A 23,557-nucleotide genomic window follows, 5' to 3' on the forward strand; every position below is an offset into this window, starting at 1 on the left:
TTTTATATCGGGAAATTCTACGCCCGAACCCTTTCGTCGCATAAATGTTTTGGCTATATGGAACGGAGCAGTGTGCATGCCCGTGAAGCGTGGCAACGGCAAGCGTTCCACGCTTAAAATGTCGCCTTTGATTGATCGCCCGCGGGTGCCGGAACGGCCGCCGCGGAAGAACGCGCACGGAGCCCCTTCTGATGGTTACAACTCCCCACTTGCTGGCTGCCGTGGATCTCGGCTCGAACAGCTTCCGGCTGATCGTCGGGCGCGTCGAGGAAACGCCGGCGGGCAGCCAGATCTATCCCGTCGACGCGCTGCGCGAGCCGGTTCGGCTGGCCGCGGGACTGTCGAGCGACAAGATGCTCGATCGCGCGTCGCAGGAGCGTGGCTGGGAGGCGCTCAAGCGGTTCGGCGAGCGCCTGCGCGATTTCCATCCCGATCATGTGCGTGCGGTGGCGACCAACACGCTGCGCGTCGCGAAGAATGCCGCCGAATTTCTCGGCGAGGCCGAGGCCGCGCTCGGGTTCCCGATCGAAGTGATCGCGGGCCGCGAAGAGGCGCGCCTCATCTATGCGGGCGCCGCGCACTCGGTGCCGGCGAGTGCCGGCAAGCGGCTCGTCGTCGACATCGGCGGTGGCTCGACCGAATTCATCATCGGCTCGCACTACACGCCGATCGTGATGGAGAGCCTTTATATCGGCTGCGTGAGCCATAGCCGCGCCTTCTTCCCGGCCGGCAACGTCGACGAATACACGATGCGGCAGGCCGAGCTCGCGGCCAAGCGCGAGATCCAGATCATTTCGAGCGAATACAAGAAGGCCGGCTGGGACCAGGCGATCGGTTCGTCCGGCACCGCGCGCGCGCTCGCGGAGCTCGTCGAGGCGAACGGCTTCAACGATCCGGGCATCACGCACGGCATTTCGCGCGGCGGCCTCGAGCGCCTGAAGCGTGCGCTGATCAAGGCGGAGAACGTCAACCGGCTGAAGCTGATCGCGCTGAAGCCGGACCGCGTGCCCGTGCTCGCGGGCGGCCTCGCGATCATGCTGGCGGTGTTCGAGGAGCTGGGGGTCGACTACGTCGATACGACCGACGGCGCGCTGCGCCTCGGCGTGCTGTACGACCTGCTCGGCCGGACGCAGCACGAGGACATGCGCGCGGTGACCGTCGAGGGGTTCACGCGCCGCTACGGCGTGGATCGTGCGCAGGCGGAGCGGATCGGTGCGCTCGCGGTGCGTTTCTACGACGAGCTCGAGGAAGACGACGAGGAAGCGCGCGAGGAAGGACGGATGTTCCTCGGCTGGGCGGCCGCGTTGCACGAGATCGGCCTGTCGATCTCGCACAGCGCGTATCACAAGCATTCGGCCTATATCGCGAGCAACGCGGACATGCCGGGTTTCTCGCGTACCGACCAGGCGCGGCTCGCCGCGCTCGTGCTCGGCCATGCGGGCAAGCTCGGCAAGCTGTCGCAGGCGCGCGAGGTCGAGTGGCCGCTGCTGTTCTGCCTGCGGCTCGCGGCGCTGCTGTGCCGGCGCCGGACCGATGCGGGGCTGCCCGACATTTCCGTTTCGCAGATGAAGAAGGGCGGGTACGAGGTGCGTCTGCCGAGCGCATGGGTCGAGCAGAACCCGTTGACCGACTACAGCCTCAGCCAGGAGGCAGCGGAGTGGGAGAAGGTCGGTATCCCTTATCGCGTGGTTTATACCGGCGCGTGACAGGGCGATAGCGGGCGCCGGAAGGTGCTTCGGGCTCCGGGGAGATATGCCTTTGGGCGGCACCTTTCAGGCGTCGCCCCGTGCAATCACGGGCCGCGCAACGCGGGTGGTGATGGTCTGCTCAATCCGACGAGCAGACGATCGCGGTCAGGAACGGGAACGCCTGCTTGACGGTCGCGTCGCTGCCGGCCTTGCGCACGGCTTCCTCGACGGCGCTCTTCGTGCCGCGCACGACGACGCCGTAAGCCCAGTCACCGATCGGCTTGCCGTCGCCCGGACGGAAGATCGGGTCGTTCGCCTGGTAGCCGAGCACGACATAGACGCCGAAGCCGTACGCCGTCAGCGAGCGGTTCGTGCGGAACGCATTGACCGAATTTGATTCGACGTGCATCGGCTCCGACTGGATGTCGCCGGCCGCGAGCAGCGGCGCGACGAACTTGTGGCCGGTCGAATGGCAATCGAGCGCGTCGTCGAGCGCTTTCGCCGACGCGTCGCCGGCGGTGGCGAGCACGAGCAGCAACGCACACAGAGCAGTTTCGAGAATGTTGTTTTTCATGCGCGGATGCGGGTTGTTCACACGTATTATCGCGTGTTCCAGCAAGTTCCGTGCGCGGGCTTGGCGGGTGACGCGGGCGCGTCGATGCGCGGGGGGATCGGTGCCCGGGCCGTGCCGCTGCGGGCCCCGAACACGGGTGAGCAATTCAAGGGGCGGTAAAAAGCGCCAGTAAACTGAAAAAGGGGCTACGGTGTTCACTCCGTGCCGGCGCGCTCGGCCCACACTTCGATTGGTCTCGCGCATGCCCGCCAGCGGATGTGGGCGCACCTGGCTTCGGCGCTGAACTGTCCTATCTGTGTGCTGCCAATGCCACACGGATACGCATGGTTTCCAATCGTTGGGGAAACCGGTAACTCATGCCGGCGGTGGCGAATACCAAGAAATGGAAACAAATCAGGCGTTGCGTCTAGCCAGCATGTCCGCATCCAGCGATCAATATTCTGGCCAAGGTAGACCGATTAGTCTATATTCCCTGCACGCTGCGCGCTTAATCCGGCGAGCGCGTCTTCATCAGCCGTTTTCCGACGGAAATGGGCATCGATAAGGCCAAGCCGCGGCGAGTCTTTTTCGCGATCAACTCCGTTGTGTGCGATACCGCCGACATCGAATAATTGCCGTGAAGATGAAATCGAATAACGGGTGATCCAGCGGAGACCATCGATGCACCGAACGCGCTTCGTATTTTTGCCTGCCCTGCTGAGTGCGCTGGCTTGCGGCTCTATCGCCCAAGCGCAGACTGCCTGTCCTCCGGGGATGGTTCCGTATGGCACGGCGCAGGACCAAAGCGTGTGCGGCGCGGATCCGAACGCGCAACAGCAATACCCTGGACAGAGCGCGGCGCCCTCCGTCCGGTGGGCTTCCAGCTGGCAGGCGCTTGCGACAGACACACGCCTAAGGGCATCCTCGGGGCCTCGAAAGACCAACCCGACAGGGCGCTGGCCGAAGTGGCTGCTCTGAGGGATTGCCGCCTCAAGGGCGGCACTGACTGCACACTGCAGATTTCCTATGGAAACGGCTGCGTGGCGATGGTGGTCGGCGATCGAGCGATGAACATGAATAGCGGTATCACGGACGACGATGCCGCGCAGAAGGGATTGGAGATGTGCCGCGCCGCAGGAGATTCCAATTGCCGCGTTTACTACTCCGCCTGCAGTCTTCCTCAACGCATCCAATAGCGGGGTCGACTTCATCGACTATGCGTACCTTCCGAACTTTTGCCTTGCTCGCGACTCTTCTGGGCACTGCATCCATCGGCGATGCACAAGTCGCGTGTCCGCCGGGTTGGATCCCCTATAGCGCGAGTTCCTGCGGCCCGGATACGGGCGGCCAAGAACAAGAAGCCTCTCCACCGCAACGCCAGATTAGTCGGATCTCCCGCTGGGGAGCAATCTCCACCGACGGCAAGGTGGGCGCGCTCGGCACATCCACCGATCTGGACAGCCAGCGACAGGCTGAGCGCGCCGCGCTTTCGCAATGCAAGGCGCAAGGTGGTACGCAGTGCGAGGTTGACCTCTCCTACGCGAATGGCTGCGCGGTCATGTCTGTTGGAGAAAACACGCACAACTCGAACTACGGGGCTTCGATCGACGAGGCCACAGCCAAGGCCATGAAAGTCTGCAACGCGAACGACAGGAACTGTCGCGTTTTCTATTCGGGTTGCAGTCTTCCCAGGCCGGTGCAGTAAGGCCGCCTCCGGGGAGGCGGCACATGCGAACAGGATTACGCAGACTGATTGCGGCGGCGCTCGTTGGTACATATTGGCATGTCCCCAACGCTCAGGCTCAGTACGATGCCGGTGCCAGCATCGGGCTTGGTATGGGCATGACGTCGAACAACAACATCATCGGCGGCTTGAACATTGGCTCGCAGATCGTCGGGCGGGGCGCTGCGCAGCCTCCGGGTCCGGATGCGGCCGCGCAGCAGAAACTGCGGTTTCGTCCGGATGAGACGGTTCATCGTGAAGTCTACGTGTCAATAGTCGATTTTCTGGCGCGCCGCGATCCGTCCCGGCGGGCAGAGGCCGAACGGTATCTCACCCAATCCGCTCCACTCGCGCAGTTCGACCGCATGCTGGGGAGCTATGCATTGGAGCGCAACAACCTGGCCGATGTGCTTGTCGGCTATATGGTGGTCACTTGGGAAGTTGTGAATGCGACGCACGCCAGGCCGAAGCCGGAAGGTATCGCGACCCTGCGCGCAAAAATGCGTGCCGCGCTTGCCCGCGACAGCAAGATCAGCGGGATGTCGGATGCCGACAAGCAGCGCCGGGCTGAGACGTTCGCCTATCTGGCCGCGCTGGCCGTGGCTGCCGACACCGAAATGCAGCGTCAAGGAAACCAAGCTGGCATTGCGCAGCTTCGCCAGAGCGTTCGGCGCGCCGCTATGCAAACCATCGGTGTGGATGTTCAGGGCTTGCGCCTCGCCGAGAGTGGATTTCGGCGCTGAGCAGCCCACGGGGATCTCGTCTCGGCCCCGGAGCACGCTCGGTTAGCGACTATTGCATCTGGCCCCATACATGAACATTCCTCGGCTGTAGGGGCGAAAGGGTGAGGCAGAGAGGGATCGATATGGATGCACCGATGCGGGATGGCGTTACATGGACCGAATAAAGAAAAAGGGGTTACACGCTTTTGGCATGTAACCCCTTGATTCCTTTGGTCGGAGCGAAAGGATTCGAACCTTCGACCCTCTGATCCCAAATCAGATGCGCTACCAGGCTGCGCTACGCTCCGACGAGCCAAAGATAATAACGTCGAATGACCGCTCCGGTCAATCACGATATGCGGGTAAATGCCGCGACCGCGAACCGGCCGCGATTTGCGACAATTCCCGTGATGATCGGCCGGCCCGCACGCATGCGCGCGGCCGCTCGCCGAAGCAAGGAGAACATCATGATGAACCTGATCCTGTGGCGCCACGCCGAAGCCGAAGATTACGCGCCGAGCGATCTCGCGCGCCAGCTGACCGTGCGCGGCCGCAAGGACGCGCAGGCGATGGCCAAATGGCTGCGCGGCCGGCTCGAGACGAATACCGTGATCCTCGCAAGCCCGGCGGCGCGCACCGTGCAGACCGTCGAGGCACTGACCGACCAGTACCGGACGGTGGACGCACTCGCGCCGGGCGGTAGCGTCGACGACGTGCTGGCGGCGGCCGGCTGGCCGGAAGGCATCGCGCCGACGGTCGTGATCGTCGGCCATCAGCCGACGCTCGGCAGCGTCGCCGCGCAATTGATCGCCGGCGACGACGACAGCTGGAGCGTCAAGAAGGGCGGAATCGTGTGGCTCGCGAGCCGCACGCGCGACGGTAGCCGGCAGGCGGTGCTGCGGGCGGTTTTGACGCCCGAACTGGTGTAAAGCCCGCCGGAATGGGTTTGAAGGGATTGATCGTACGGTTTCGCAAGCTTTCTGCTAAAGTCAATTCGGCGACACGTCATTGAAAAGACACGGTCGTGCCACATAACGGTCACGGCCGGTTACTACATTGGCGGGCATGTCGTCCTATTCCTTACGACCAGGAAAGCCTAATGCGAGAACTGCCGACGCCTACGCTCCCTTTTGCCTCGCTGCCCCTCGACATGTCGCGGCGCCACCTGCCGCGCGCCAGTGAAACCGTCACATCGGAGTATCGCCTGCGCGCCGCGTGGGCGCGCACGGAAGACGAATTGCGCGAAGCCCAGCGCCTGCGCTACAGCGTGTTCGCCGAAGAGATGGGCGCGCAGGTCAGCGGCCCCGCCGGTCTCGACGTCGATCCGTTCGACGCGTATTGCGACCACCTGCTGGTCCGCGATCTCGACACGCTAAAAGTCGTCGGCACGTACCGCGTGCTGCCGCCGCACCAGGCGGCGCGGGTCGGCCGACTGTACGCCGAAGGCGAATTCGACCTGTCGCGCCTCACGCACCTGCGCGGCAAGATGGTCGAGGTCGGCCGCTCGTGCGTGCACAGCGACTACCGCAGCGGCGCCGTCATCATGGCGCTGTGGGGCGGTCTGGGCGCGTACATGATGCAGAACGGCTACGAAACGATGCTGGGTTGCGCGAGCGTGTCGATGGCCGACGGCGGCCACTACGCGGCGAACCTGTACCAGTCGCTGTCGGCCGGCTCGCTGACGGCGCCCGAGTACCGCGCGTTTCCGCACACGGCCCTGCCGGTCGACGAACTGCAGACGGGCACCGTCGTCGCGCCGCCGCCGCTGATCAAGGGTTACCTGCGTCTCGGCGCGAAGATTTGCGGCGCACCGGCCTGGGATCCCGACTTCAACTGCGCGGATTTCCTGACGCTGTTCCGCCTGTCGGACATCAACGCACGCTACGCCCGCCACTTCCTGGGCTAAGCCGTCTGAACCGCGTCGCGCCCGTGAGGCGCAGCGCACACAAGCGAACGCCGTCGCGTGGCAAGTGCTGCGCGACGGCGTTCGTGTATCCGGTCCATGTGCGCGCATCGGGCCCCGATAATTTCAGCGACACGCAACGATTACCGTACCGCAGGGTGGTACGTTCGCGTGGCCCTGGGGAAGGGCCGGACGGCAGCGACGCGCTCAGTGCTTGCGCCGCCAGTCGAGCAGGTGGTGTTCCGCCATCCAGTGGTGGATCATCCCTTCGCCTTCGTGGCTGCGCTTGTATTCGCGCGACTCGAAGTACGACAGCGCGACGAGCACCATCAGACCGATGAACAGGCCGATCAGGCCCGCAATTTCTTCAGACGACATGGCAGCCTCCTTTCAACGGCACAGCGCCATGCGTACATAGTAGGACATGTTCGGCGCAACCCCGAAACCGGATTTCCGCTAGACTCGGCGCGGTCCCGGCGTGCGATGGGCGCGCCGTTTTCCGGAGCTCTACCTGATGACCCGTTTCATGCTGGCCGTGCTGGCCGCATCCCTCCTTGCCGCCTGCAGCAGCGATCCTCGCCAGGCGCGCCGCGGCCACCCGCCGGAAGATCCCGCCGACTATCACGGTGTGCCGACCGACATGACGCCGCCGTCGATGCTCGACGTGCCGTCGCCGAAGCCGGTGCAGTAACGCCCGGCCGTGCCCGCCGTCACGCGCGGGCCGCGGACGCGGCCTGCGGGTCGGCGCCAATGCGCCGCAACAGCGCCGGCAGGTAGCGCGCGAGCGTCGCGCCGCGCGCGGCCATGAACAGCAGCAGCGCAAACCAGAGACCGTGGTTGCCGAACGTGCCGACGGCGGCGAGCGTGGCCGCGATGAAGATCGACAACGACACGACCATCGCGCGCATCAGCGATTGCGTCTGCGTCGCGCCGATGAACACGCCGTCGAGCAGGAAGCCCCAGACCGACACGATCGGCGAGATCGCGGCCCACGGCAGGTAGCGCAGCGCGACCGCGCGGATTTCGGCCTGGTCGGTCAGGCGCGCGACGATCCAGCTCCCCGCCGCCCAGTAAACGAGCGCGAACAGCAGTGCGCCGAGTGCCGACCAGAACAGCGTGACGCGCACGGCTTGCCGGAATGCGCGGCGATCGCGCGCGCCGGCCGCCGCACCGACGAGCGCCTCGGCCGCATGCGCGAAGCCGTCGAGGCCGTACGCCATGAAGGTCTGGAAATTCAGCAGCAGCGCATTCGCGGCGAGCGTCGCGTCGCCCTGTTTCGCGCCGAGATGCGCGAACCACCCGAACGCGCCGAGCAGGCACAGCGTGCGCAGGAAGATGTCGCGATTGAGTGCGATCAGCCGCTTGAGCGCGATGCGGTCGACCAGCGCGCGTACCGCGAGCGGTGCAAGGCCGCGCGGCCGCAACCGCCACAGCAGCCACGTGCCGAGCGCGAAGCCGCAGGCGTCCGCGGTGGCGGTCGCCGCGCCGATACCCGCGATGCCCCAGCCGAAGCCGTACACGTAGAGCAGCACGGCGGCGATGTTCACCGCGTTGATGAACACCTGCGCGACGAGCGCGAGCCGCACGCGCTGCATGCCGAGCAGGTAGCCGAGCACCACGTAGTTCGCGAGCGCGAACGGTGCGCTCCAGATCCGTGCGTGGCCGTATGCGAGGGCGGTTGCGCGCACGGCATCGCTGCCGCCGAGCGCGGACAGCGCGAACGACAGCAGCGGCACCTGCAGCGCCAGCACTGCAGCGCCGAGCGCGAACGCGACGATCAGCGCACGCAGCAGGTTCAGGCGGATCCCGGCGGCGTCGCCGGCGCCATGCGCCTGCGCGACGAGACCGGTCGTCCCCATCCGCAGGAAGCCGAAGCCCCAGAACACGAAATTGAAGAACAGCCCGCCGAGCGCGACGCCGCCGAGATATTGCGCGCCGTCGAGATGGCCGGCGACGGCCGTGTCGACGGCGCCGAGGATCGGCTGGGTCAGGTTCGCGACGACGATCGGGAACGCGAGCGCGAGGACGCGCCGATGCGTGACGGCGGCCGAAGCGCCGCCGGCTCCGTGCGGTGAGGCGGAGTCGGACATGGCGGACGCGTCAGGCGCGTTCCTGCACGCAGACCCACGGCGAGACGACGACCGCCCACAGCTCCGGATTGCGCGCCGCGTAGTCGGCGGCGGTCTCGGCCGGCATGCGCGCGACGAGGCCGGACGACAGCCAGCGCGTGACCTGTTCGGCGTCGTCGCTGGCAACGGCTTCCGCGACGCTGACGAGATCGAGGTCGCGTGCGATCGACAGCAGCTTGCCCTGCGCGAAGAAGCGTTCGAGATCGCACCAGTCGATCTTGGCGGTCTCGCCGAGGAGTTTGGCGTAGAGCGGGCTGTGCGACGCGCCCGCGGTGGCGTGTTGATCAGAGGACATCGGTTTCTTGGAAAGACTGCGTGGCGCCACTATAAACCATCCGGCCGGGCGGGCCGAGCCGCGGGCGGGCCGCTCACGCGTCGCGCAGCGCGCGGCGCACGATCTTGCCGGTCGCGGTCATCGGCAGGCTGTCGACGAACGCGATCGCGCGCGGATATTCGTGCGCGGCGAGCCGCGTGCGCACGTGCGCCTGCAGCGCGCCGACGAGGGCGTCGTCGCCGACGTGGCCGGGGTTCAGCACGACGAACGCCTTGACGATCTCGGTGCGCGTCGCATCGGGCACGCCGACGACGGCCGCCATTCGCACCGCCGGATGCGTGAGCAGGCAGTCCTCGATCGGGCCCGGGCCGATCCGGTAACCGGCGCTCGTGATCACGTCGTCGTCGCGGCCGACGAAGCGCACGAAACCGTCCGCGTCGATCGTGCCCGTATCGCCGGTGAGCAGGTAGTCGCCCGCGAACTTGTCGTGCGTCGCGCCGGGGTTGCGCCAGTATTCGAGAAACATCACCGGGTCGGGGCGGCGCACCGCGATGCGGCCTTCGGCGCCGGGCGGCAGCGGCGCACCGTTCGCATCGACGATCGCGACCGCATGACCGGGCACCGTCTTGCCGATCGCGCCGGGCTTTGCGTCGAACAGCGCCGCGCACGACGACAGCACCATGTTGCACTCGGTCTGCCCGTAGAACTCGTTGATCGTCACGCCGAGCGCGTCGCGGCCCCACGCCGTCAGTTCGGTGCCAAGCGATTCGCCGCCGCTCGCGACCGATTTCAGCGACAGCGCGTAGCGTTCCCGCGGCGCCGCGACGGCGCGCATCAGCTTCAGCGCGGTGGGCGGCAGGAACGCGTGGGTGACGCCGTGCCGCGCCATCAGCGCGAACGCCGCGTCGCCGTCGAATTTCTCGAAGCGGCGCGCGAGCACCGGCACGCCGTGATGCCATGACGGCAGCAGCACGTCGAGCAGCCCGCCGATCCATGCCCAGTCGGCCGGCGTCCAGAACAGGCGTGCGTCGCGCGGGAAGCACTGCTGCGACATCTCGACGCCCGGCAGGTGGCCGAGCAGCACGCGATGCGCGTGCAGCGCGCCTTTCGGCTTGCCGGTCGTGCCGGACGTATAGATGATCACGGCGGGATCGTCGGCGGCCGTATCCACTGGCACGAAATCCGGCGCTTCGGCGGCGAGCGCCGGGTCGTAGCGCAGCACGCCCGGCGCATCGGGCGCATCGTCGCCGATGCAGTAGACGGTATGCAGTGCCGGCAGTTTCGCGCGCAGCGGCGCGATCTTCGCGTAGCCGGCCGCGTCGGTGACGAGCGCGGCGGCCTCGCTGTTCGCGAGCCGGTACTCGAGCGCATCCACGCCGAACAGCGTGAAGAGCGGTACCGCGATCGCGCCGAACTTGTACGCGGCGAGGTGTGCGATCGCCGTTTCCGGGCCTTGCGCGAGAAAGATGGCGATCCGGTCGCCGCGCCGCAGGCCGGCCCGCGCAAAGCTGTTCGCGAGCCGGTTAGAAGCATTCCTCAGGTCGTCGAACGTGACGCGGAAAACGTCGCCTTGCGTCGTTTCGTGGATCAGCGCGAGGCGTCCGCTGCCGTCTGCCCATTTGTCGCACACGTCCACCCCGATGTTGTAGCGTGCCGGAATGTCCCACTGGAAGCGGGAGAGGAGCTGGTCGTAGCAGTCGGCGGCGGGCAGCATCGGGTGGTCTCCTGGTGTCGAGCGTGGCGTCGGGTAAACGGCTTACATCAGGAATTCACGCAGACGAATCCACAATGGTGTTTCCTGATAGGGAATGTTCGGACTCGTCCAATTGGCGAGGCTCAGTGCACGATTCCACAATGACGCATAAGATCAAGACAAAACAGTGGTGTGACCATGGATTTGCTTCTGATAGCTGCGGGGTTCAGCCTGATTGGAATCGGGGTGCTGGTGGCGTTTGCTCGTCACGTCGATCCGTTGTCCGGCCGTTTCACCGGACGTCTGCGCAAGCGCTGACTCGATTTTTCCGTTTTCGACGCAACGGCACGCGATGCGCGCCGTCGCCTCGTGTCGTCTGTCGTGCGCTCAGCGCGCCGGCAGGTAGCGTGACGGATCGATCGAGCGGCCGCCATAGCGCAGCTCGAAATGCAGCGCGACGCGATCGCTGTCGCTGTTGCCCATCTCCGCGATCGATTGCCCCTGCGTGACCGACTGGCCTTCCTTCACCAGCAGCGCGCGGTTGTGCGCGTAGGCCGTCAGGTAATCGGCGTTGTGCTTCAGGATGATCAGGTTGCCGTAGCCGCGCAGCCCGTTACCGGCGTAGACCACGACACCCGGCGCGGCCGCGACCACCGGCGTGCCCGGCGAATTCGCGATGTCGATGCCCTTCGATTTCGAGCCGTCGAACGTGCGCACCACGTTGCCGGCCGCCGGCCAGATCAGCGCGATGCTCGTGGCCGGCTTCACGGCCGATTCGACCGGCGCGGAAGGTGCCGGGCGCGCGCGGCCCGCGCTGCCGGTGCCGGTGGTCGACGGCGTCGACGCGGCGGTCGTGCCGGGCGGCGGTGCGACGCGCAGCACCTGGCCGACCTCGATCGCGTCGGGGTTCGTCATCTGGTTCCAGCGCACGATGTTCTGTACCGACGTGCGGTTTTCGCGCGCGATCTTGTACAGCGTGTCGCCACGCTCGACGCGATAGAACCCGGGGCCGACGGGCGCGGAGCCGCACGCGACGAGCAAGGCGGCGCAGGCGGCTGCGAAGAGTCGCTTCGTTGTTGTTCCGAACATTGAACCTCGCAAAACCCCGCCGCGCGTGACGCGGCAGGCAACACAAAACGTCAGATTTTAACGGGTTCGACCCGCGCACCGCAGTTTCGGTCGCGGGTGCGGCTGCCGCGCCCCGGTTCGGCGCGTGTCGAATCAGCCGGCGAGCGGTGCGACGCGGATCCGCAGCGTGGCCGTTTCGGTCGCGCCCGGCGAGAGCATGCGCAGCCCGCGGCCGTTGTGGATCGCATCGGGCAGGCCGAGCCACGGTTCGACGCAATAGAAATCCGAATCCGGCTTTTCGGTCCACGTCGTGACTGCGTACCACGGGATCGAGCCCGGCACGTCGAGCGCGATCTCGATCGTGCGGCGGCGGCCCGGCATCACGATGCGCACCGGCGCTAACGGCTGGCCGTCGAGGCAGTGGAACCGATCGAGGATGTCCGGATCGTCGAGGCGGTAATGGGCCTGGCCCGGTTCGGGCGGGCTGATCGAGCCGTCCGCGCGCTGTTGGCAACGGTGCGTCGGCGGCAGTTCGAGGACGGTGTCGGCCCGCTCGCCGTGCGGCAGCGCGAAATAGAAATGGTGGCCGGCGTAATAGGGCAGCGGCGTGTCGCCGCGATTGGTCGTCGTCAGCGCGACATCCAGCGTATGCGCGTCGGCCAGCCGGTAGGTCGTTTCGAAGCGGAAATCGAACGGGTAGCTCGCGCGCAGCGCGTCGTTCGCGTCGAGCGTCATCGACAGCGCGGCGCCGTCGGCCGACGGGTGCGCGTCGAACGGCAGATCACGCGCGAAACCGTGCATCGGCAGATCGCGGACGACGCCGGCCGCATCGCGCCAGCGGCCGATTTCGCCGTCGACGCGGTGGCGGCCGAGGAACGGGAACAGTAGCGGATTGCCGCCGCGCACGCGTGCGAGATTGCTCCAGTCGGCGGTTTCCGGCCAGAAGATCACCGGTTCGCCATCGACGTGCCAGGACAGCAGGCGGCCGCCGAATTGCGGGGCGACCCGGACGAGCGACGGGCCGGCGTGAAGTTCGTGAATGTCGTGTTGCTGGAAGATCGGCATGGCGAATCGGGATTGGACGGGTGACGGGAGCAACGGGCGTTCCATTATCGGGCCGCGGCCGGTCGGGGAAAACCCTTCTGGGGAAATTGCGAGTTTTTAACACTGTCGACCGCCGGGATAATGCCTCTAAACCGGTGATGTTGCCGGGTCATGACACTTCGTGGAGGGGGCCATGGATCTGGCAATGGCAATGGGAATCGCACTGTTCGGCATGTTTACCGGTAGCACGGTATTATTTTTCTATCAGCTCGGCCGCTGACGGCAATTTCTGCCGAAGTCGACAGGCCCGCCATGCAAATGGCGGGCTTTTTGCTTTCTGCTCGCTTACAAATTGCAAGTGTTTGTGTGCATCGCCGCAATATCCTGCCAAATGCCTTGGCGCAGTAATCCTGGCTCGGCATAATCGGGGCGCGTTTTTCAGGACGCGCATCGCGTCGTCCGCCTTCCTTCCCGCTTATCTTCACTAAAAGGACCGACGCGTGAGCCTCTGGTTTCTGGTATTCCTGAGCGTCCTGCAGGGCGTCACCGAACTCTTCCCCGTCAGCAGCCTTGGCCACACGCTGCTCGTGCCGGCGCTGTTCGGCATGCACATCGACAAGCACGCGCCGCAACTGCTGCCCTTCCTCGTCGCGCTCCACCTCGGCACCGCGCTGGCGCTGCTGTGGTATTTCCGCGCGCGCTGGATCGCGCTGATCGGCGGGTTCTTCGCGCAGCTCGGCGGCCGCAAGAACGACGACGGCCACCTGATGTGGGCGCTGATCATCGGCACGATCCCGACCGGCATCGTCGGACTGCTGCTCGAGAAGCGCATCGAGCGCGTGTTTCACGATCTGCGGATCGTCGCGATCGCGCTGATCGTCAACGGGGTGTTGCTGTGGGTCGGCGATCGCATCCAGCGCAGCCGCGCGCATCAGCCGCCCGAGAAGATGACCTTCAAGCAGGCGTTCTTCGTGGGCCTCGCGCAGATCGGCGCGCTGATTCCGGGCTTCTCCCGCAGCGGGCTGACGATGATCGCCGGCAACGTGGCCGGGCTGACGGCGGAGAAGGCGGCGGAATTCTCGTTCCTGCTCGGCACGCCGATCATCTTTGCCGCGGGCGTGCTCGAATTGCCGAAGCTGTTCCATGCGCGCGACCAGCTCGCCGATGCGCTGCTCGGTGGCGTGCTGACGGCGATCGCCGCGTACCTGAGCGTGCGGTTCCTGATGCGCTATTTCGAAGGGCGCGGCCGGCTCGCGTCGTTCGGCGTGTATTGCGTGATCGCCGGCCTGTTCTGCCTCGGCTGGTTCATGCTGCATCCGCAGCCGGTTTGATGCCGCGGGCGCCGGTCTCGCGTGATCTGGTGCGATGATCGGGTATAATTTCGGGCTCGGCTTCTTGCCGGGCCCGTTTTGTTTCGGGGTTTGAGTTCTTATGGGGTAGTGGGCGGTGTTGCTGCTGCTTCATGACGCGAAAGCCCGAGGCCGAATGCGGTCCGCGTCACGCCGTGTCTTTTCTCCCCGACCGCCCTTAGCTCAGTTGGATAGAGCAACGGCCTTCTAAGCCGTAGGTCACACGTTCGAATCGTGTAGGGCGGGCCAGAAATCTCCGCTTATTCAGGCACTTAGTCACGCGAGCGACTGCTGTTAAGTTGGCTCCATTCGCTGTTCGGCGTGAACCGAGTGTGAATGAATTCTACCCGATGACCGCCCGATACTTTGCCGAAGGCCGCGTCATCATCTGTTGAGCGCTTGCGTTAGCAGTGTTCCTCCAACGCCCAGCACTGCGCCTATGACGGCCGCTATCAAATTAGCGAGGATGTCATCACGCTTTCGCTGCCAGAACGATTTCCGGGCGTCACGTCGGATGCCATAAAACACAGTGTCCCGTCTTGGGCCAGGCCTAAATACGGCTATGCACATCGCAAGACCGATACCGGCTAGGCAGGCGACGGGTACCACTTGCCACGATTTTCTCCCCGAGGAATGCGAAGAGTTCCTCCGCATTGTCAAACTCATTGCTCCCACTGGTCATCTTGGGCGGGGCACCATCAATGCCTGTCTCGGACCTACAAGAACGCCGCGACGAAACTTGAATGGGCATGCGCACATGGCCATCACTGGTCGGCAGTGCCGGGAGCAATCGTTGCGGGGAGGTGGTGCCGTGTGTGTGCGTACGACGGCCGGAAGCTAGGGTTGAAGCTGATGCGAACAATCCAAGGGAGCGCGGCGGTCGATGCGTCTCGACGGAGTATGTGAACGCCAGCACGAGGCTTGAGTGGGAATGCCATATCGGGCATCGTTGGTTCGCGACGCCGAATACGATCCGAAACGGGCACTGCACTGGTGTCGACTGTGCGCCTATCTAGAGATGACGACAAATCCGACGACCATTCGCAAGCGCCGCCACTTACCGACCAAGGTCTGATAGCGCACCAGGCGGACAGTCTGGCGTCCAGGTGAGGATGTTTTAGAATTTGGCAGGCTGATACGATCAGCATAGAGCACCCGAATAATTGTAGGGAATGTAAACGAGGGCGTCATGTTTAAGGGCATCAGTGCCATTGTGATTGGGGTGGGCCTTCTTGTCGCTGCTGCAATCAGCGCACAGTCGACTAGAGAGTTTCTTCGAACGTCGATTGTGGTACCGGGCCTCGTCGTTAAGCTTAATGCCGGCGGATACCATCCCGAGATTCAATTCACCACCAAGACAGGACAGCAGATTTCGTATCCGCAAGGCGGGATTGTCACGAAAGTGGAGCTCGGTCAGCGAGTCGAGGTGCGATACCAAGCCGACGATCCTGATGGCAGCGCAACGATGAATGTCTTCGCCGCGATCTGGGATTCGACGATTGTTTTTGCCTTCATGGGTGCGGTTGCAATCGTGTGCGGGATTATGAATCTGCCGTCACGGACATAACGAGAAGCAGAAGAGAGAGGGCGTATGTCGTATCTTCGGAAGAGCAAGTGGAAATATGACACTGGCGCGGGCGGTGGGGTGAGCGTCGACATCGTAGTTGCGACGGGGGGGAATATCGTTCTCACTGATCCTCAGAAGCATTTGCAAAGCTTCTACTACGGTGGTGTAGGTATTGGCTATGGTTGGGGTGCGAAGATTCCGAAAATCAAGTTGCCGAGATTCACAATTCCCGAGTTGAAATTGCCAAGCTTCGGTAGCCACGACGCAAGTGCCGCTGGTTCGACGTATGATTTCCCGAGTCATGGAACCATTTACATGACAAGTGCATTTAAGGGCAGCGAGCTTGCGCGATCGGATTTACAAGGCGGAACCGTCTATCTTGATGGCTACGGCGGGGCAGTTGTCGCGCAGGGCGGGACGGTCATGCTGTTGGGCATCAATCCGGCATTGCTTGCGTTGGGCCTGACGAGCCCAGCCATGTCGATGATTCTGGCAGAGGCCATTTCGGATGCTCCGGCGCTGCTCTTCATGCATGGTCTAACGGCTGGCTTTCAGGCCGGTTTTGGTGGCGGTATTCTGGCTGGCTATCTCCACTGACCTATACCAGCGATTGTGTCCCAGCGCGTGGAGCGCACCGCAAAAGCTCCTTGCCGCTCTCGGCCGATAACACGACGAGCTGAACGTAGCTGTTTGACTGAGCGTACGGGCCGAAGAATCGGTCCATGACAGCCGAGAACCGATGCAGGCTGACATCTCGTGTCGCAGCCTCGGAGAACGAAAGCAGGATCTCCACACCGCGAACAAATGACGGGAAGTGATTGTCGAGAGGCATCCACCTGAGCGCCGGTTTGTAGTCGAGGGATGCGATCGCGTCGATGCAACGTTGGGCAACCACGCTGGAACGCGGAGCATGGAAACGGAGAAACTCCTTCAGCGCGGGTAATCCGGTCCGCGTCAGGTCGAGCGGATGCGGCGCCAATGCCGACAGGACGCGCCAAAGTGCACCGCCACGCGGCAAGGCAGCCGGCAAGGTGGGGCGGGAGAGCAGCATGATCGGACACGCCAATGCCGAACCCTCGTACAGAAGATCGCTATCCGGAGCACCGATCGGCAACCGGGACGGCATTGCTCCGTTGGTTGCGAGGACATCGACATCGACCTGAGGGTGTCGTGGATGAGCGGTTTGACCCTTTAAGTCGACCAACACCAGTTGCGATTCCGCCAGCGCGCCGTCCGACATGGCTTCTCGATCTCGGCAGGCCAGCCAATAGATGGCGGACGAATCCATGGGCCGCGCGTGACTGAATGCACGATACGGCCACACCTGCTTGCGCGGTGCCGCGTGTGAAGCGATAGCGGCCTTGTCTTCGCTCGACTTCGTACGCTCGCCCAGATACACGGCTTCAACCGAGTAGACGCTCAGAGGAATGCCGGTTGCCAACGGGGTCGGCGTGATCGGATAGGTGGCATCGTGACTGGTTAGCTGGATAGGCGTTGCCGCGCGTTCGAACAGGTTGACGACCGGTGTGCAAAACAATCGGAACGTGCTGATGTTCAGCGTTGCCAGGATCTGAGCGGCGCCGGAATCATGGGCGGTCCCTTGCACGGCGATGTGAAGCGTCAGTCGTCGAGCTGCTTCGGCGCGCGTGGCGCGACGCATTCGACCCAGGTCGATGTCGACGAAATCAAACTTCTCGGGGAAGGCAAAATACTCGATCAGATGCCTGAACGATTGTGCGCTTGTATCGTCTTCGTTCGGCAACAATCGCTCGCCATCGGCAAATCCGGCCGGCTCAATGGGGACTTTCGACAAGCGGGTCCAGCGTCCGCTTTCGTCCACCTCCACGTAGGCGGCCGATGCACGAAGCAACAGCGTATCGGAAAGCGCGGCGACGAGCGGCCGCTCTCCGGACAGATGTACCCGCACTGGCGCGGACGGAATGGCGTCATCGAACGCTTGCGACGCGGATTCACTTGTAAAGGTAATCGAAATGATCCCCGTCACTTCTGCCGGGATGCGCGCTGCTGCTGGCGCAAGCGTCGCTGGTGAATAGCGTGCCGAGTGAATGCGCAATGGCGACAACGTGACGTCGTAGACTGTACGAAAGCGGCACGGTGCAGCATTGGCGTCCAGCATCGTGCCGCACGCTATCGTCAGCGGTTCGGTAAGCTGACCGAACAGAACCGATGGGTCGAACGAGGCAACCGCGCATGACGGAACCGTGCGCAGATACTGCGGATAGGCAATTTCGAGAAGTGCCTCGGTGAATTGCGGGTAATCGTCATCAAGCTTCGCATCGACACGAGCGGCTAGCAGCGCGAACGTCTGTACCATTCGGTCGACGTGCAAGTCTTCGACGTGGTCGCCAGACATGCCGAGGCGTGCTGCAATCTTCGGAAAGCGTCGAGTAAAGTCCGCCAGACTGTGTGCGAGCAGTCCGATTTCACGTTCGTAATGTGACAGCAGGTGGTCCATTCGCTGAAAATATTCAATAATCCGCGATAATCGGTCCCCGTTTTCCGGAGCCAACATCTAGTCCAAATGGCGCGCGGACATATTAGAATGGCCGCGCCGACAAAAAGCTGCCCCTCTGCTGAGAGATTCCGAGGCTAAATATGCAAATGTCCGAAATTGCGAGCTTCTTCCAGCTCCAGAGCAATCGCCTGTTTACGATTGAAACGCCTTTGAAAGGTCGATCGGATCTCGTACTCGTCGATTTCCATTGTACCGAGGGGTTATCTCAGAATTTTGAGATGCGTGTCCGGCTCGCGTCGCAAGACAAGAATATCGAGCTGAAGAAGTTGATCGGCCAACCTGTGACAATTACGTTGCAGTTGACCGATGCGCTCGCCAGCTCCGAAGAGCGTTACTTCCACGGATACGTCGCAGCGTTTTCGCATCTGGATACCGATGGCGGTTTTGCGATGTACAGCGCAACGATCCTGCCGTGGCTCTGGATGCTCTCTCGCCGGCAGGACATTCGGATCTTTCAGGAAGAGAACACAGAGGCGATTCTCTCGCGTGTGTTTCGAGAATACGGCAAGCTCGCGTCGTTCGAGTTCCGGCTCTCGAAGGGAACGCAGAATCGTAGCTATTGCACGCAGTACCGTGAGACGGATCTTGCTTTCGTCGAGCGACTGATGCGCGAGGACGGCCTGTTCTATTACTTCGAGCATGCGAAGGATGGGCACAAGCTGATCATCTCCGATAACTCGGTGACCGCAAAGCCGATCGACGGGCGCAGTCCATCGCTGCAATACAACCAGGGCGAGGCGATGGACAATCTTGCCGTCATCACGTCATTTCAAGCGCAGCGTCAGCTTGCACCGGACACGGTCGGACTGAAAACTTTCGACTACAAGATTCCCCATGCCCGGCGATTCGTGTCGGGTGGAACGGAAGTCAATCAAGGCGACGTACCGTCCTACGAGATCTACGACTACCTCGGCGAGCATGGTTTCGCTGACAGCGATCGAGGTGAAGAGCTCACGCGCTTCCGGACGGAAGCGCTGGCTGCGCACAGCAAGACGTTCGTCGGGGTAACGACGGGTCGTCGGATGATGCCGTGCCGATACTTCGAGCTGGACGACCACTACGATCACGCCAGTACCAAACAGGAAGACCGGCAATTCCTGTTGCTGACTGTGTCACACACCGGCACGAACAACTATGAGCCCGGTGAGGGGAGTTCGGCGTATTCGTGCAGCTTCACCTGCATTCGCAAGAAAATTCCGTACCGTCCGGCATTCGAAGGGGAGCGTCCGACGATCGTCGGGCCGCAGACGGCGATCGTCGTAGGTCCGAAAGGCGAGGAGATTTATACGGATAGTCTCGGCCGGGTGAAGGTGCAGTTCCACTGGGATCGTCTCGGCAAACGCGACCAAGGGAGTTCATGCTGGGTGCGCGTGAGCCAGCCGTGGGCGGGTAGCGGTTTCGGGATGATTCAGATCCCGCGAATCGGGGATGAGGTGGTCGTGAGCTTCCTGGACGGAAATCCGGACCGTCCCCTCGTGACGTCGCGCGTTTACAACTCGCAGAACATGCCGCCGTGGGCATTGCCAGCCAACGCGACACAGAGCGGGATTCTGACGCGTTCGACCAAGACCGGTAACGTCAACACGGCCAATGCGATTCGCTTCGAGGACAAGAAGGGTGAGGAAGAGGTCTGGCTACACGCCGAGAAGGACCAGCGCATCGAGGTCGAGCACAATGAATCGCATTGGGTTGGCAACGATCGCACCAAGAACATCGATCACGATGAGACGGTGCACGTCGGCCACGATCGCACGGAAACCGTCGACAACAACGAGACGATTCACGTTGGGGTGGATCGCACCGAGACCGTTGGCAACAACGAGACGCTGACGGTCGGCGGCAACCGGAACGAGACGATCGAGGGGATGGAGAATCTCCTGATTGCACTGACGTCGACGGAGACGGTGGGGCTGGCGAAAGCACTGACCGTTGGCGGCGCGTATACGGTGACAGTAGCGGGCGCGATCAACACCGCGGCCGGGCTTGCCAGCGCCGAGGAAGTGGGGCTGTCGAAAACCACGATGGTGGGCAAGACGTATACGATCACGGCCGGCGACCGGATTGAGCTGAAAACCGGAAGCGCCGTCCTCATCATGGAGTCCAACGGGCACATCACGCTACGGGGCACACAGTTGCTGATCGAGGGTTCCGGGCCGGTACAGATCAACGGTAAGGACGTTGACGTCAACTGACGGAGGCGGCGATGGAGTTCTCCAATCACACGCCCTTTCCGGCGCTGGCGTTCGAGTCGTTTGCGCCCAATGGCGCGTCGTTTCATACGATCGTGCTGCGGCAGACCTTCGAGCTGCGAAACGGCTCGCTGGTATTGGCGCAGACACAGAAACCGCTCGCGACATCAGATCGCTTCCACGGCGAGCCGAATCAGTCCAGCGTGGCGGAGGAAAGCGATCTCGCGCCATATAAACCGCTTTGCGATGTACTGATCAACGGGACGGCCTATGCGCCGCAGGGGCGGCCGTTGCCGCGCTTTGTGGCGGGCATTCGAATTGTGTCGGCGCCCATGCGATCCGACGATGACGCGGGTGTGCCGACAACGAAAGTCTTGCTGGATCGCAGGCTGTCTGTGACCGGCCCAAGGTACTTTGCTCGGCGGTCGATGTTTGGACGAAGCATGAATCGGCTCGTGAAGATCGCCTCGCTCGGCATCGTGCGTCCCGTTGACTGGTCGTTGACGCCGCCTGAGCCAATCGCAGCGCTTCCTATGCGTTACGAATACGCATGGGGTGGGCAGTGTCGGATCGACGCGCAGGATCCAGCTGCGAAACGTGTGCCGAAGGCATCTCGGCTCGATGACAAACAGCAGGCCGCACACCCCGATCAAGACAGCGTTCCGGTGGCGCATACGGCCTGCGAAGATAATCCTGTCGGTCTAGGATTTGCCGAGCGTTGGTTTCTTACTGCGACAAAGCTGCAAAAAGTCGCTGCACCGCAGATCGAAGCCAGCAGTGAACCCATCTCGGTACAGGCGTGGCTCGCGGCTTCGAACGGGCAGGCGCAAGCCTCGTTGCATCCGGCTGGCTTTGGCATTGTCGGGAAAGCGTGGCGATCGAGGCGTGAGCTTGCTGGTACCTATGATGACCAGTGGCTCGCTGAGCGCCATCCGGGCTTGCCAGACGATTTTCAGTTCAGGTACTGGAACGGCGCGCATCAGCTGATGCAGGTGCCGCACATGAAGGGTAACGAGACGATCGTGCTGACGAATCTTGTTCCCGTCGGCACGACCGGATCGACCCTGGACGAGCAGGGCAATACGATCCTGCGCATTGCCTTGCCAGGACATCTGCCGATGGGATGGGTCTACACCGACCAGTCGCTCAAGTTCGCGCCGCTGCTGCTCGATACGCTGTCTATCGACGTATCGGATGCTGCGAAGCCCGTTGTGATGTTGGTGTGGCGTGCGACGCTAATGAAGTCCGTGCGTGCGCAGTGCTTCGAGGCAAGGTTTGTCGACCGTGCTGAACTGGAGCGGCTTGCCGCAGGGTCGCCGGCAACTTCGATCGGATCGACGGGAGCGCAACATGGCTGAACCGTTGGAGATTACAGTTACCGGCGACGCAGGCGATGTTTTCCGTGAGCACTTCAACATCCAGAGTGTCGAGCAGGCCCGGGATGCGGTGAAGAATCTGGATGCGCTATGGAACACACCGAATCCGTGGAGCGACCGTCCGGACCTGCGGGATATATTTGACGAGGCGGGGAAGTCAGTTCAAAGGCGCTTTGAAACAGGCGTCTATAAGCCGCAGGATCAGGCGCAACCGTCCGATCATTTCTCCAAGGGTAATCGGATCGCGTCGAGACAGGACGGTAGCTTTAAGGCGGTCAGCAGCACGCCCGACGTTTGTAAGACGCCGATGGGCAGTTCGACGCCGCCGGTGCCCTATCAGGTCGTCTCGGATCTGAGCGGTTCATCGGGCGTCGTGCCCAGCGTGCGATTCAACGGCAAGCCGGCGTACGTGCTCGATCAGAGCGTGGTCCCGACATGTACGGGCGACGAGGCGGGCTCGGCCGATGGGGTGGGCTCCGGTACGGTGGGAGGCGAGACCAAACCCACGAAGGGAAGCACGACGGTTCGCGCGGGCGGCCATCCGGTCATTCGTGACGGTGATCCGTGCACAATGAATTCCGGCAACTGTACGGGAACCTACGTGACGGCACCTGCGCCCGGAAGCTCGGTGGATGCGAGCGGGAATGTCGTGGGGGATGCCAATCCGCCACCCGAGAAGGGCGTCATGCATCAGGTCGGCGGGTTCTTTAAGGGGGCCGGCGGTGCAGTCTGGGACATGGGAAAGGGTTTGGTGGGTTTAGGCATCGGAGCCGCCAAGCTGTCGCCGGTATCGCAGGCCGCTGAGGGCTTGTCTGATTTGACGGGGCTGTACGACTATCACGGGTACTCGCAAACACTGCACGCTGCCGGAAAAACGGCGCAGGCGATCTATGACCATCCGAAGGCGATCGTTGACGGCATCACGAAGCCGTACATGGAAGCGTGGAGTCAGGGCAACTATGGTGAGGCGCTTGGTCGCGGTGCGATTGACGTCGGCAGCTTGCTCGCTGGGGGCGTCGGCGCAGTTGGTAAGGCCGGCGAAGTGGGGAATGTGGCCGGCAAGGTTGGCGAGGCGGTGAACGTCGCCAGTAAGGCCGGCGAGGTTGCTGATGTTGCAAATGTCGCTGGGAAAACGGGAGAAGTTGCGAACGCGGCAGGGAAGACTGGGGAAGTCGCGGAGGCGGGGGCGGCGACGGCCAAGGGGGCGGAAGTCGCTGATGGGGTTGCCGACGCCTCCAAGGTAGCAAAGCCTGCCGAAGTGGGGCCAGCTGGAGATGGGGTAAAGGTTCCTCGGAAGGTTAAGTTAGAGCCGGGTACCCCTGAGCATAAGGCGGCGAGGTGGGAGCGATACAAACAGAGAGGTGGGAAGAAAGACTACGATGCGTGGAGTAAGCAATACGATACAAATATGCGGAACTATCAGTATGGTGCCGAGAGGGAGGCTGCGTATCGCGATGCCATGAGTGCCTCTGAGGGAACGCTCAAGACGCCGCTGACAAACCGTCAAATTGATATTCTAAAGTCAGATGAGATGTATGCTGGGCAACTTAAAACCGGTCCCGTGAGTTTGACAAAGGATAACATCGTGGCGATTCAGAAAGATGCCGAACTGGTTAAGCAAGGGTGGCAGGTCGAGCACATCCTTGAACAAGGCGCGTCAAAGCCGTATCTAGAAGCGCTAAAGAGAGCGGGCATCGACGCGCACATTGGTCCAAAAATTCCTTAAAGGGAACGGAAATGGTA

The 23,557-nt window shown here is 63.1% G+C and carries 21 protein-coding genes and 2 tRNA genes; 14 read left to right on the plus strand and 9 right to left on the minus strand.

The genetic code is table 11. The annotated features are described in order from the left end of the window. Window positions 1-191 precede the first annotated feature (191 nt). Window positions 192-1,706 carry an exopolyphosphatase gene (ppx, locus tag CFB81_RS06185; protein WP_089434826.1) on the plus strand — a complete coding sequence of 505 codons (1,515 nt, stop codon included), beginning with the start codon at window positions 192-194 and terminating at the stop codon, window positions 1,704-1,706. Between the two features lie 121 nt (window positions 1,707-1,827). Here ppx and CFB81_RS06190 read toward each other — a convergent pair whose 3' ends face one another. Next, a complete protein-coding gene (locus tag CFB81_RS06190) occupies window positions 1,828-2,262 on the minus strand; it encodes a hypothetical protein (RefSeq protein WP_069617199.1) in 435 nt (144 codons plus the stop codon). An 851-nt stretch (window positions 2,263-3,113) separates the two neighbouring features. On the opposite strand from CFB81_RS06190, the gene CFB81_RS36850 reads away from it, so the two are divergent. Genes CFB81_RS36850 through CFB81_RS06205 form a run of 3 tightly spaced genes read left to right on the plus strand, consistent with a single transcriptional unit; the run spans window position 3,114 to window position 4,707 of the window. Beyond that, window positions 3,114-3,437 (plus strand): DUF4189 domain-containing protein, encoded by a 324-nt coding sequence (locus CFB81_RS36850; RefSeq protein ID WP_179235914.1) that lies wholly within the window; start codon window positions 3,114-3,116, stop codon window positions 3,435-3,437. A 44-nt stretch (window positions 3,438-3,481) separates the two neighbouring features. Next, window positions 3,482-3,946 (plus strand): DUF4189 domain-containing protein, encoded by a 465-nt coding sequence (locus tag CFB81_RS06200; RefSeq protein ID WP_179235916.1) that lies wholly within the window; start codon window positions 3,482-3,484, stop codon window positions 3,944-3,946. A gap of 23 nt (window positions 3,947-3,969) precedes the next feature. Further along, a complete protein-coding gene (locus tag CFB81_RS06205; RefSeq protein ID WP_124502434.1) occupies window positions 3,970-4,707 on the plus strand; it encodes a DUF6683 family protein in 738 nt (245 codons plus the stop codon). Window positions 4,708-4,917: 210 nt separating this feature from the next. Here the strand turns inward: CFB81_RS06205 and CFB81_RS06210 are convergent. After that, window positions 4,918-4,994, minus strand: a tRNA-Pro gene (locus CFB81_RS06210). Window positions 4,995-5,153: 159 nt separating this feature from the next. Here CFB81_RS06210 and sixA point away from each other — a divergent pair. Continuing rightward, complete coding sequence (sixA, locus tag CFB81_RS06215) at window positions 5,154-5,615, plus strand: phosphohistidine phosphatase SixA (protein ID WP_069617202.1); 462 nt, start codon at window positions 5,154-5,156, stop codon at window positions 5,613-5,615. 170 nt (window positions 5,616-5,785) lie between these two features. After that, window positions 5,786-6,592: a GNAT family N-acetyltransferase gene (locus CFB81_RS06220; protein ID WP_069617119.1), complete on the plus strand. Its 807-nt coding sequence runs from the start codon at window positions 5,786-5,788 to the stop codon at window positions 6,590-6,592. A 204-nt stretch (window positions 6,593-6,796) separates the two neighbouring features. Here the strand turns inward: CFB81_RS06220 and CFB81_RS36035 are convergent, their stop codons facing one another. Beyond that, window positions 6,797-6,967, minus strand: coding sequence for a hypothetical protein (locus CFB81_RS36035; RefSeq protein WP_006476323.1), 171 nt, complete (start codon window positions 6,965-6,967; stop codon window positions 6,797-6,799). 136 nt (window positions 6,968-7,103) lie between these two features. On the opposite strand from CFB81_RS36035, the gene CFB81_RS36040 reads away from it, so the two are divergent. Further along, on the plus strand, window positions 7,104-7,280 hold the full coding sequence (locus CFB81_RS36040) for a hypothetical protein (RefSeq protein WP_089434830.1): 177 nt from the start codon (window positions 7,104-7,106) through the stop codon (window positions 7,278-7,280). Window positions 7,281-7,299: 19 nt separating this feature from the next. Here CFB81_RS36040 and CFB81_RS06230 read toward each other — a convergent pair whose 3' ends face one another. The 5 genes from CFB81_RS06230 to CFB81_RS06250 all read right to left on the minus strand — a co-directional run bounded on the left by CFB81_RS06230 (window position 7,300) and on the right by CFB81_RS06250 (window position 12,818). After that, complete coding sequence (locus CFB81_RS06230; protein ID WP_089434831.1) at window positions 7,300-8,679, minus strand: MATE family efflux transporter; 1,380 nt, start codon at window positions 8,677-8,679, stop codon at window positions 7,300-7,302. A gap of 10 nt (window positions 8,680-8,689) precedes the next feature. After that, window positions 8,690-9,013 carry a DUF2288 domain-containing protein gene (locus CFB81_RS06235; RefSeq protein WP_069617121.1) on the minus strand — a complete coding sequence of 108 codons (324 nt, stop codon included), beginning with the start codon at window positions 9,011-9,013 and terminating at the stop codon, window positions 8,690-8,692. Between the two features lie 73 nt (window positions 9,014-9,086). Then, window positions 9,087-10,706: an acyl-CoA synthetase gene (locus CFB81_RS06240; protein ID WP_089434832.1), complete on the minus strand. Its 1,620-nt coding sequence runs from the start codon at window positions 10,704-10,706 to the stop codon at window positions 9,087-9,089. A gap of 366 nt (window positions 10,707-11,072) precedes the next feature. Next, window positions 11,073-11,774, minus strand: coding sequence for a peptidoglycan DD-metalloendopeptidase family protein (locus CFB81_RS06245; protein ID WP_089434833.1), 702 nt, complete (start codon window positions 11,772-11,774; stop codon window positions 11,073-11,075). A gap of 132 nt (window positions 11,775-11,906) precedes the next feature. Continuing rightward, window positions 11,907-12,818: an aldose epimerase gene (locus CFB81_RS06250; RefSeq protein WP_069617124.1), complete on the minus strand. Its 912-nt coding sequence runs from the start codon at window positions 12,816-12,818 to the stop codon at window positions 11,907-11,909. Between the two features lie 479 nt (window positions 12,819-13,297). On the opposite strand from CFB81_RS06250, the gene CFB81_RS06255 reads away from it, so the two are divergent. The 4 genes from CFB81_RS06255 (at window position 13,298) to CFB81_RS06275 (ending at window position 16,310) form a co-directional block, all read left to right on the plus strand. Then, window positions 13,298-14,128, plus strand: coding sequence for an undecaprenyl-diphosphate phosphatase (locus tag CFB81_RS06255; protein ID WP_089434834.1), 831 nt, complete (start codon window positions 13,298-13,300; stop codon window positions 14,126-14,128). A 190-nt stretch (window positions 14,129-14,318) separates the two neighbouring features. Continuing rightward, window positions 14,319-14,395: transfer RNA gene (locus CFB81_RS06260), tRNA-Arg, on the plus strand. A gap of 940 nt (window positions 14,396-15,335) precedes the next feature. Beyond that, window positions 15,336-15,713, plus strand: a complete 378-nt coding sequence (locus tag CFB81_RS06270; protein WP_012492498.1) for a DUF3592 domain-containing protein — start codon at window positions 15,336-15,338, stop codon at window positions 15,711-15,713. A 24-nt stretch (window positions 15,714-15,737) separates the two neighbouring features. Further along, window positions 15,738-16,310 (plus strand): hypothetical protein, encoded by a 573-nt coding sequence (locus tag CFB81_RS06275; RefSeq protein ID WP_089434835.1) that lies wholly within the window; start codon window positions 15,738-15,740, stop codon window positions 16,308-16,310. Between the two features lies 1 nt (window position 16,311). On the opposite strand, the gene tssF is transcribed toward CFB81_RS06275, so the two are convergent. Then, a complete protein-coding gene (gene tssF / locus CFB81_RS06280) occupies window positions 16,312-18,189 on the minus strand; it encodes a type VI secretion system baseplate subunit TssF (protein ID WP_089434836.1) in 1,878 nt (625 codons plus the stop codon). Window positions 18,190-18,329: 140 nt separating this feature from the next. Between tssF and CFB81_RS06285 the strand changes: the two genes are divergently transcribed. From CFB81_RS06285 to CFB81_RS06295, 3 genes are read left to right on the plus strand one after another with little or no spacing between them, the layout of a single operon-like run. Then, window positions 18,330-20,441 carry a type VI secretion system Vgr family protein gene (locus tag CFB81_RS06285; protein WP_089434837.1) on the plus strand — a complete coding sequence of 704 codons (2,112 nt, stop codon included), beginning with the start codon at window positions 18,330-18,332 and terminating at the stop codon, window positions 20,439-20,441. Between the two features lie 11 nt (window positions 20,442-20,452). Continuing rightward, window positions 20,453-21,796, plus strand: a complete 1,344-nt coding sequence (locus CFB81_RS06290) for a DUF2169 domain-containing protein (protein ID WP_089434838.1) — start codon at window positions 20,453-20,455, stop codon at window positions 21,794-21,796. Beyond that, window positions 21,789-23,540 (plus strand): DUF4150 domain-containing protein, encoded by a 1,752-nt coding sequence (locus CFB81_RS06295; protein ID WP_256975989.1) that lies wholly within the window; start codon window positions 21,789-21,791, stop codon window positions 23,538-23,540. The genes CFB81_RS06290 and CFB81_RS06295 overlap by 8 nt, the downstream gene beginning before the upstream one ends. Window positions 23,541-23,557: the final 17 nt, after the last annotated feature.

This window comes from Burkholderia sp. AU28863 (genome assembly GCF_002223195.1).
Taxonomy (GTDB): domain Bacteria; phylum Pseudomonadota; class Gammaproteobacteria; order Burkholderiales; family Burkholderiaceae; genus Burkholderia; species Burkholderia sola.

Coding starts and splice junctions, on each gene's coding strand:
- ppx (WP_089434826.1), top strand. CDS start 192: ATGGTTACAACTCCCCACTTGCTGGCTGCCGTGGATCTCGGCTCGAAC.
- CFB81_RS06190 (WP_069617199.1), bottom strand. CDS start 2,262: ATGAAAAACAACATTCTCGAAACTGCTCTGTGTGCGTTGCTGCTCGTG.
- CFB81_RS06205 (WP_124502434.1), top strand. CDS start 3,970: ATGCGAACAGGATTACGCAGACTGATTGCGGCGGCGCTCGTTGGTACA.
- sixA (WP_069617202.1), top strand. CDS start 5,154: ATGATGAACCTGATCCTGTGGCGCCACGCCGAAGCCGAAGATTACGCG.
- CFB81_RS06220 (WP_069617119.1), top strand. CDS start 5,786: ATGCGAGAACTGCCGACGCCTACGCTCCCTTTTGCCTCGCTGCCCCTC.
- CFB81_RS36035 (WP_006476323.1), bottom strand. CDS start 6,967: ATGTCGTCTGAAGAAATTGCGGGCCTGATCGGCCTGTTCATCGGTCTG.
- CFB81_RS36040 (WP_089434830.1), top strand. CDS start 7,104: ATGACCCGTTTCATGCTGGCCGTGCTGGCCGCATCCCTCCTTGCCGCC.
- CFB81_RS06230 (WP_089434831.1), bottom strand. CDS start 8,679: ATGTCCGACTCCGCCTCACCGCACGGAGCCGGCGGCGCTTCGGCCGCC.
- CFB81_RS06235 (WP_069617121.1), bottom strand. CDS start 9,013: ATGTCCTCTGATCAACACGCCACCGCGGGCGCGTCGCACAGCCCGCTC.
- CFB81_RS06240 (WP_089434832.1), bottom strand. CDS start 10,706: ATGCTGCCCGCCGCCGACTGCTACGACCAGCTCCTCTCCCGCTTCCAG.
- CFB81_RS06245 (WP_089434833.1), bottom strand. CDS start 11,774: ATGTTCGGAACAACAACGAAGCGACTCTTCGCAGCCGCCTGCGCCGCC.
- CFB81_RS06250 (WP_069617124.1), bottom strand. CDS start 12,818: ATGCCGATCTTCCAGCAACACGACATTCACGAACTTCACGCCGGCCCG.
- CFB81_RS06270 (WP_012492498.1), top strand. CDS start 15,336: ATGTTTAAGGGCATCAGTGCCATTGTGATTGGGGTGGGCCTTCTTGTC.
- CFB81_RS06275 (WP_089434835.1), top strand. CDS start 15,738: ATGTCGTATCTTCGGAAGAGCAAGTGGAAATATGACACTGGCGCGGGC.
- tssF (WP_089434836.1), bottom strand. CDS start 18,189: ATGGACCACCTGCTGTCACATTACGAACGTGAAATCGGACTGCTCGCA.
- CFB81_RS06285 (WP_089434837.1), top strand. CDS start 18,330: ATGCAAATGTCCGAAATTGCGAGCTTCTTCCAGCTCCAGAGCAATCGC.
- CFB81_RS06290 (WP_089434838.1), top strand. CDS start 20,453: ATGGAGTTCTCCAATCACACGCCCTTTCCGGCGCTGGCGTTCGAGTCG.
- CFB81_RS06295 (WP_256975989.1), top strand. CDS start 21,789: ATGGCTGAACCGTTGGAGATTACAGTTACCGGCGACGCAGGCGATGTT.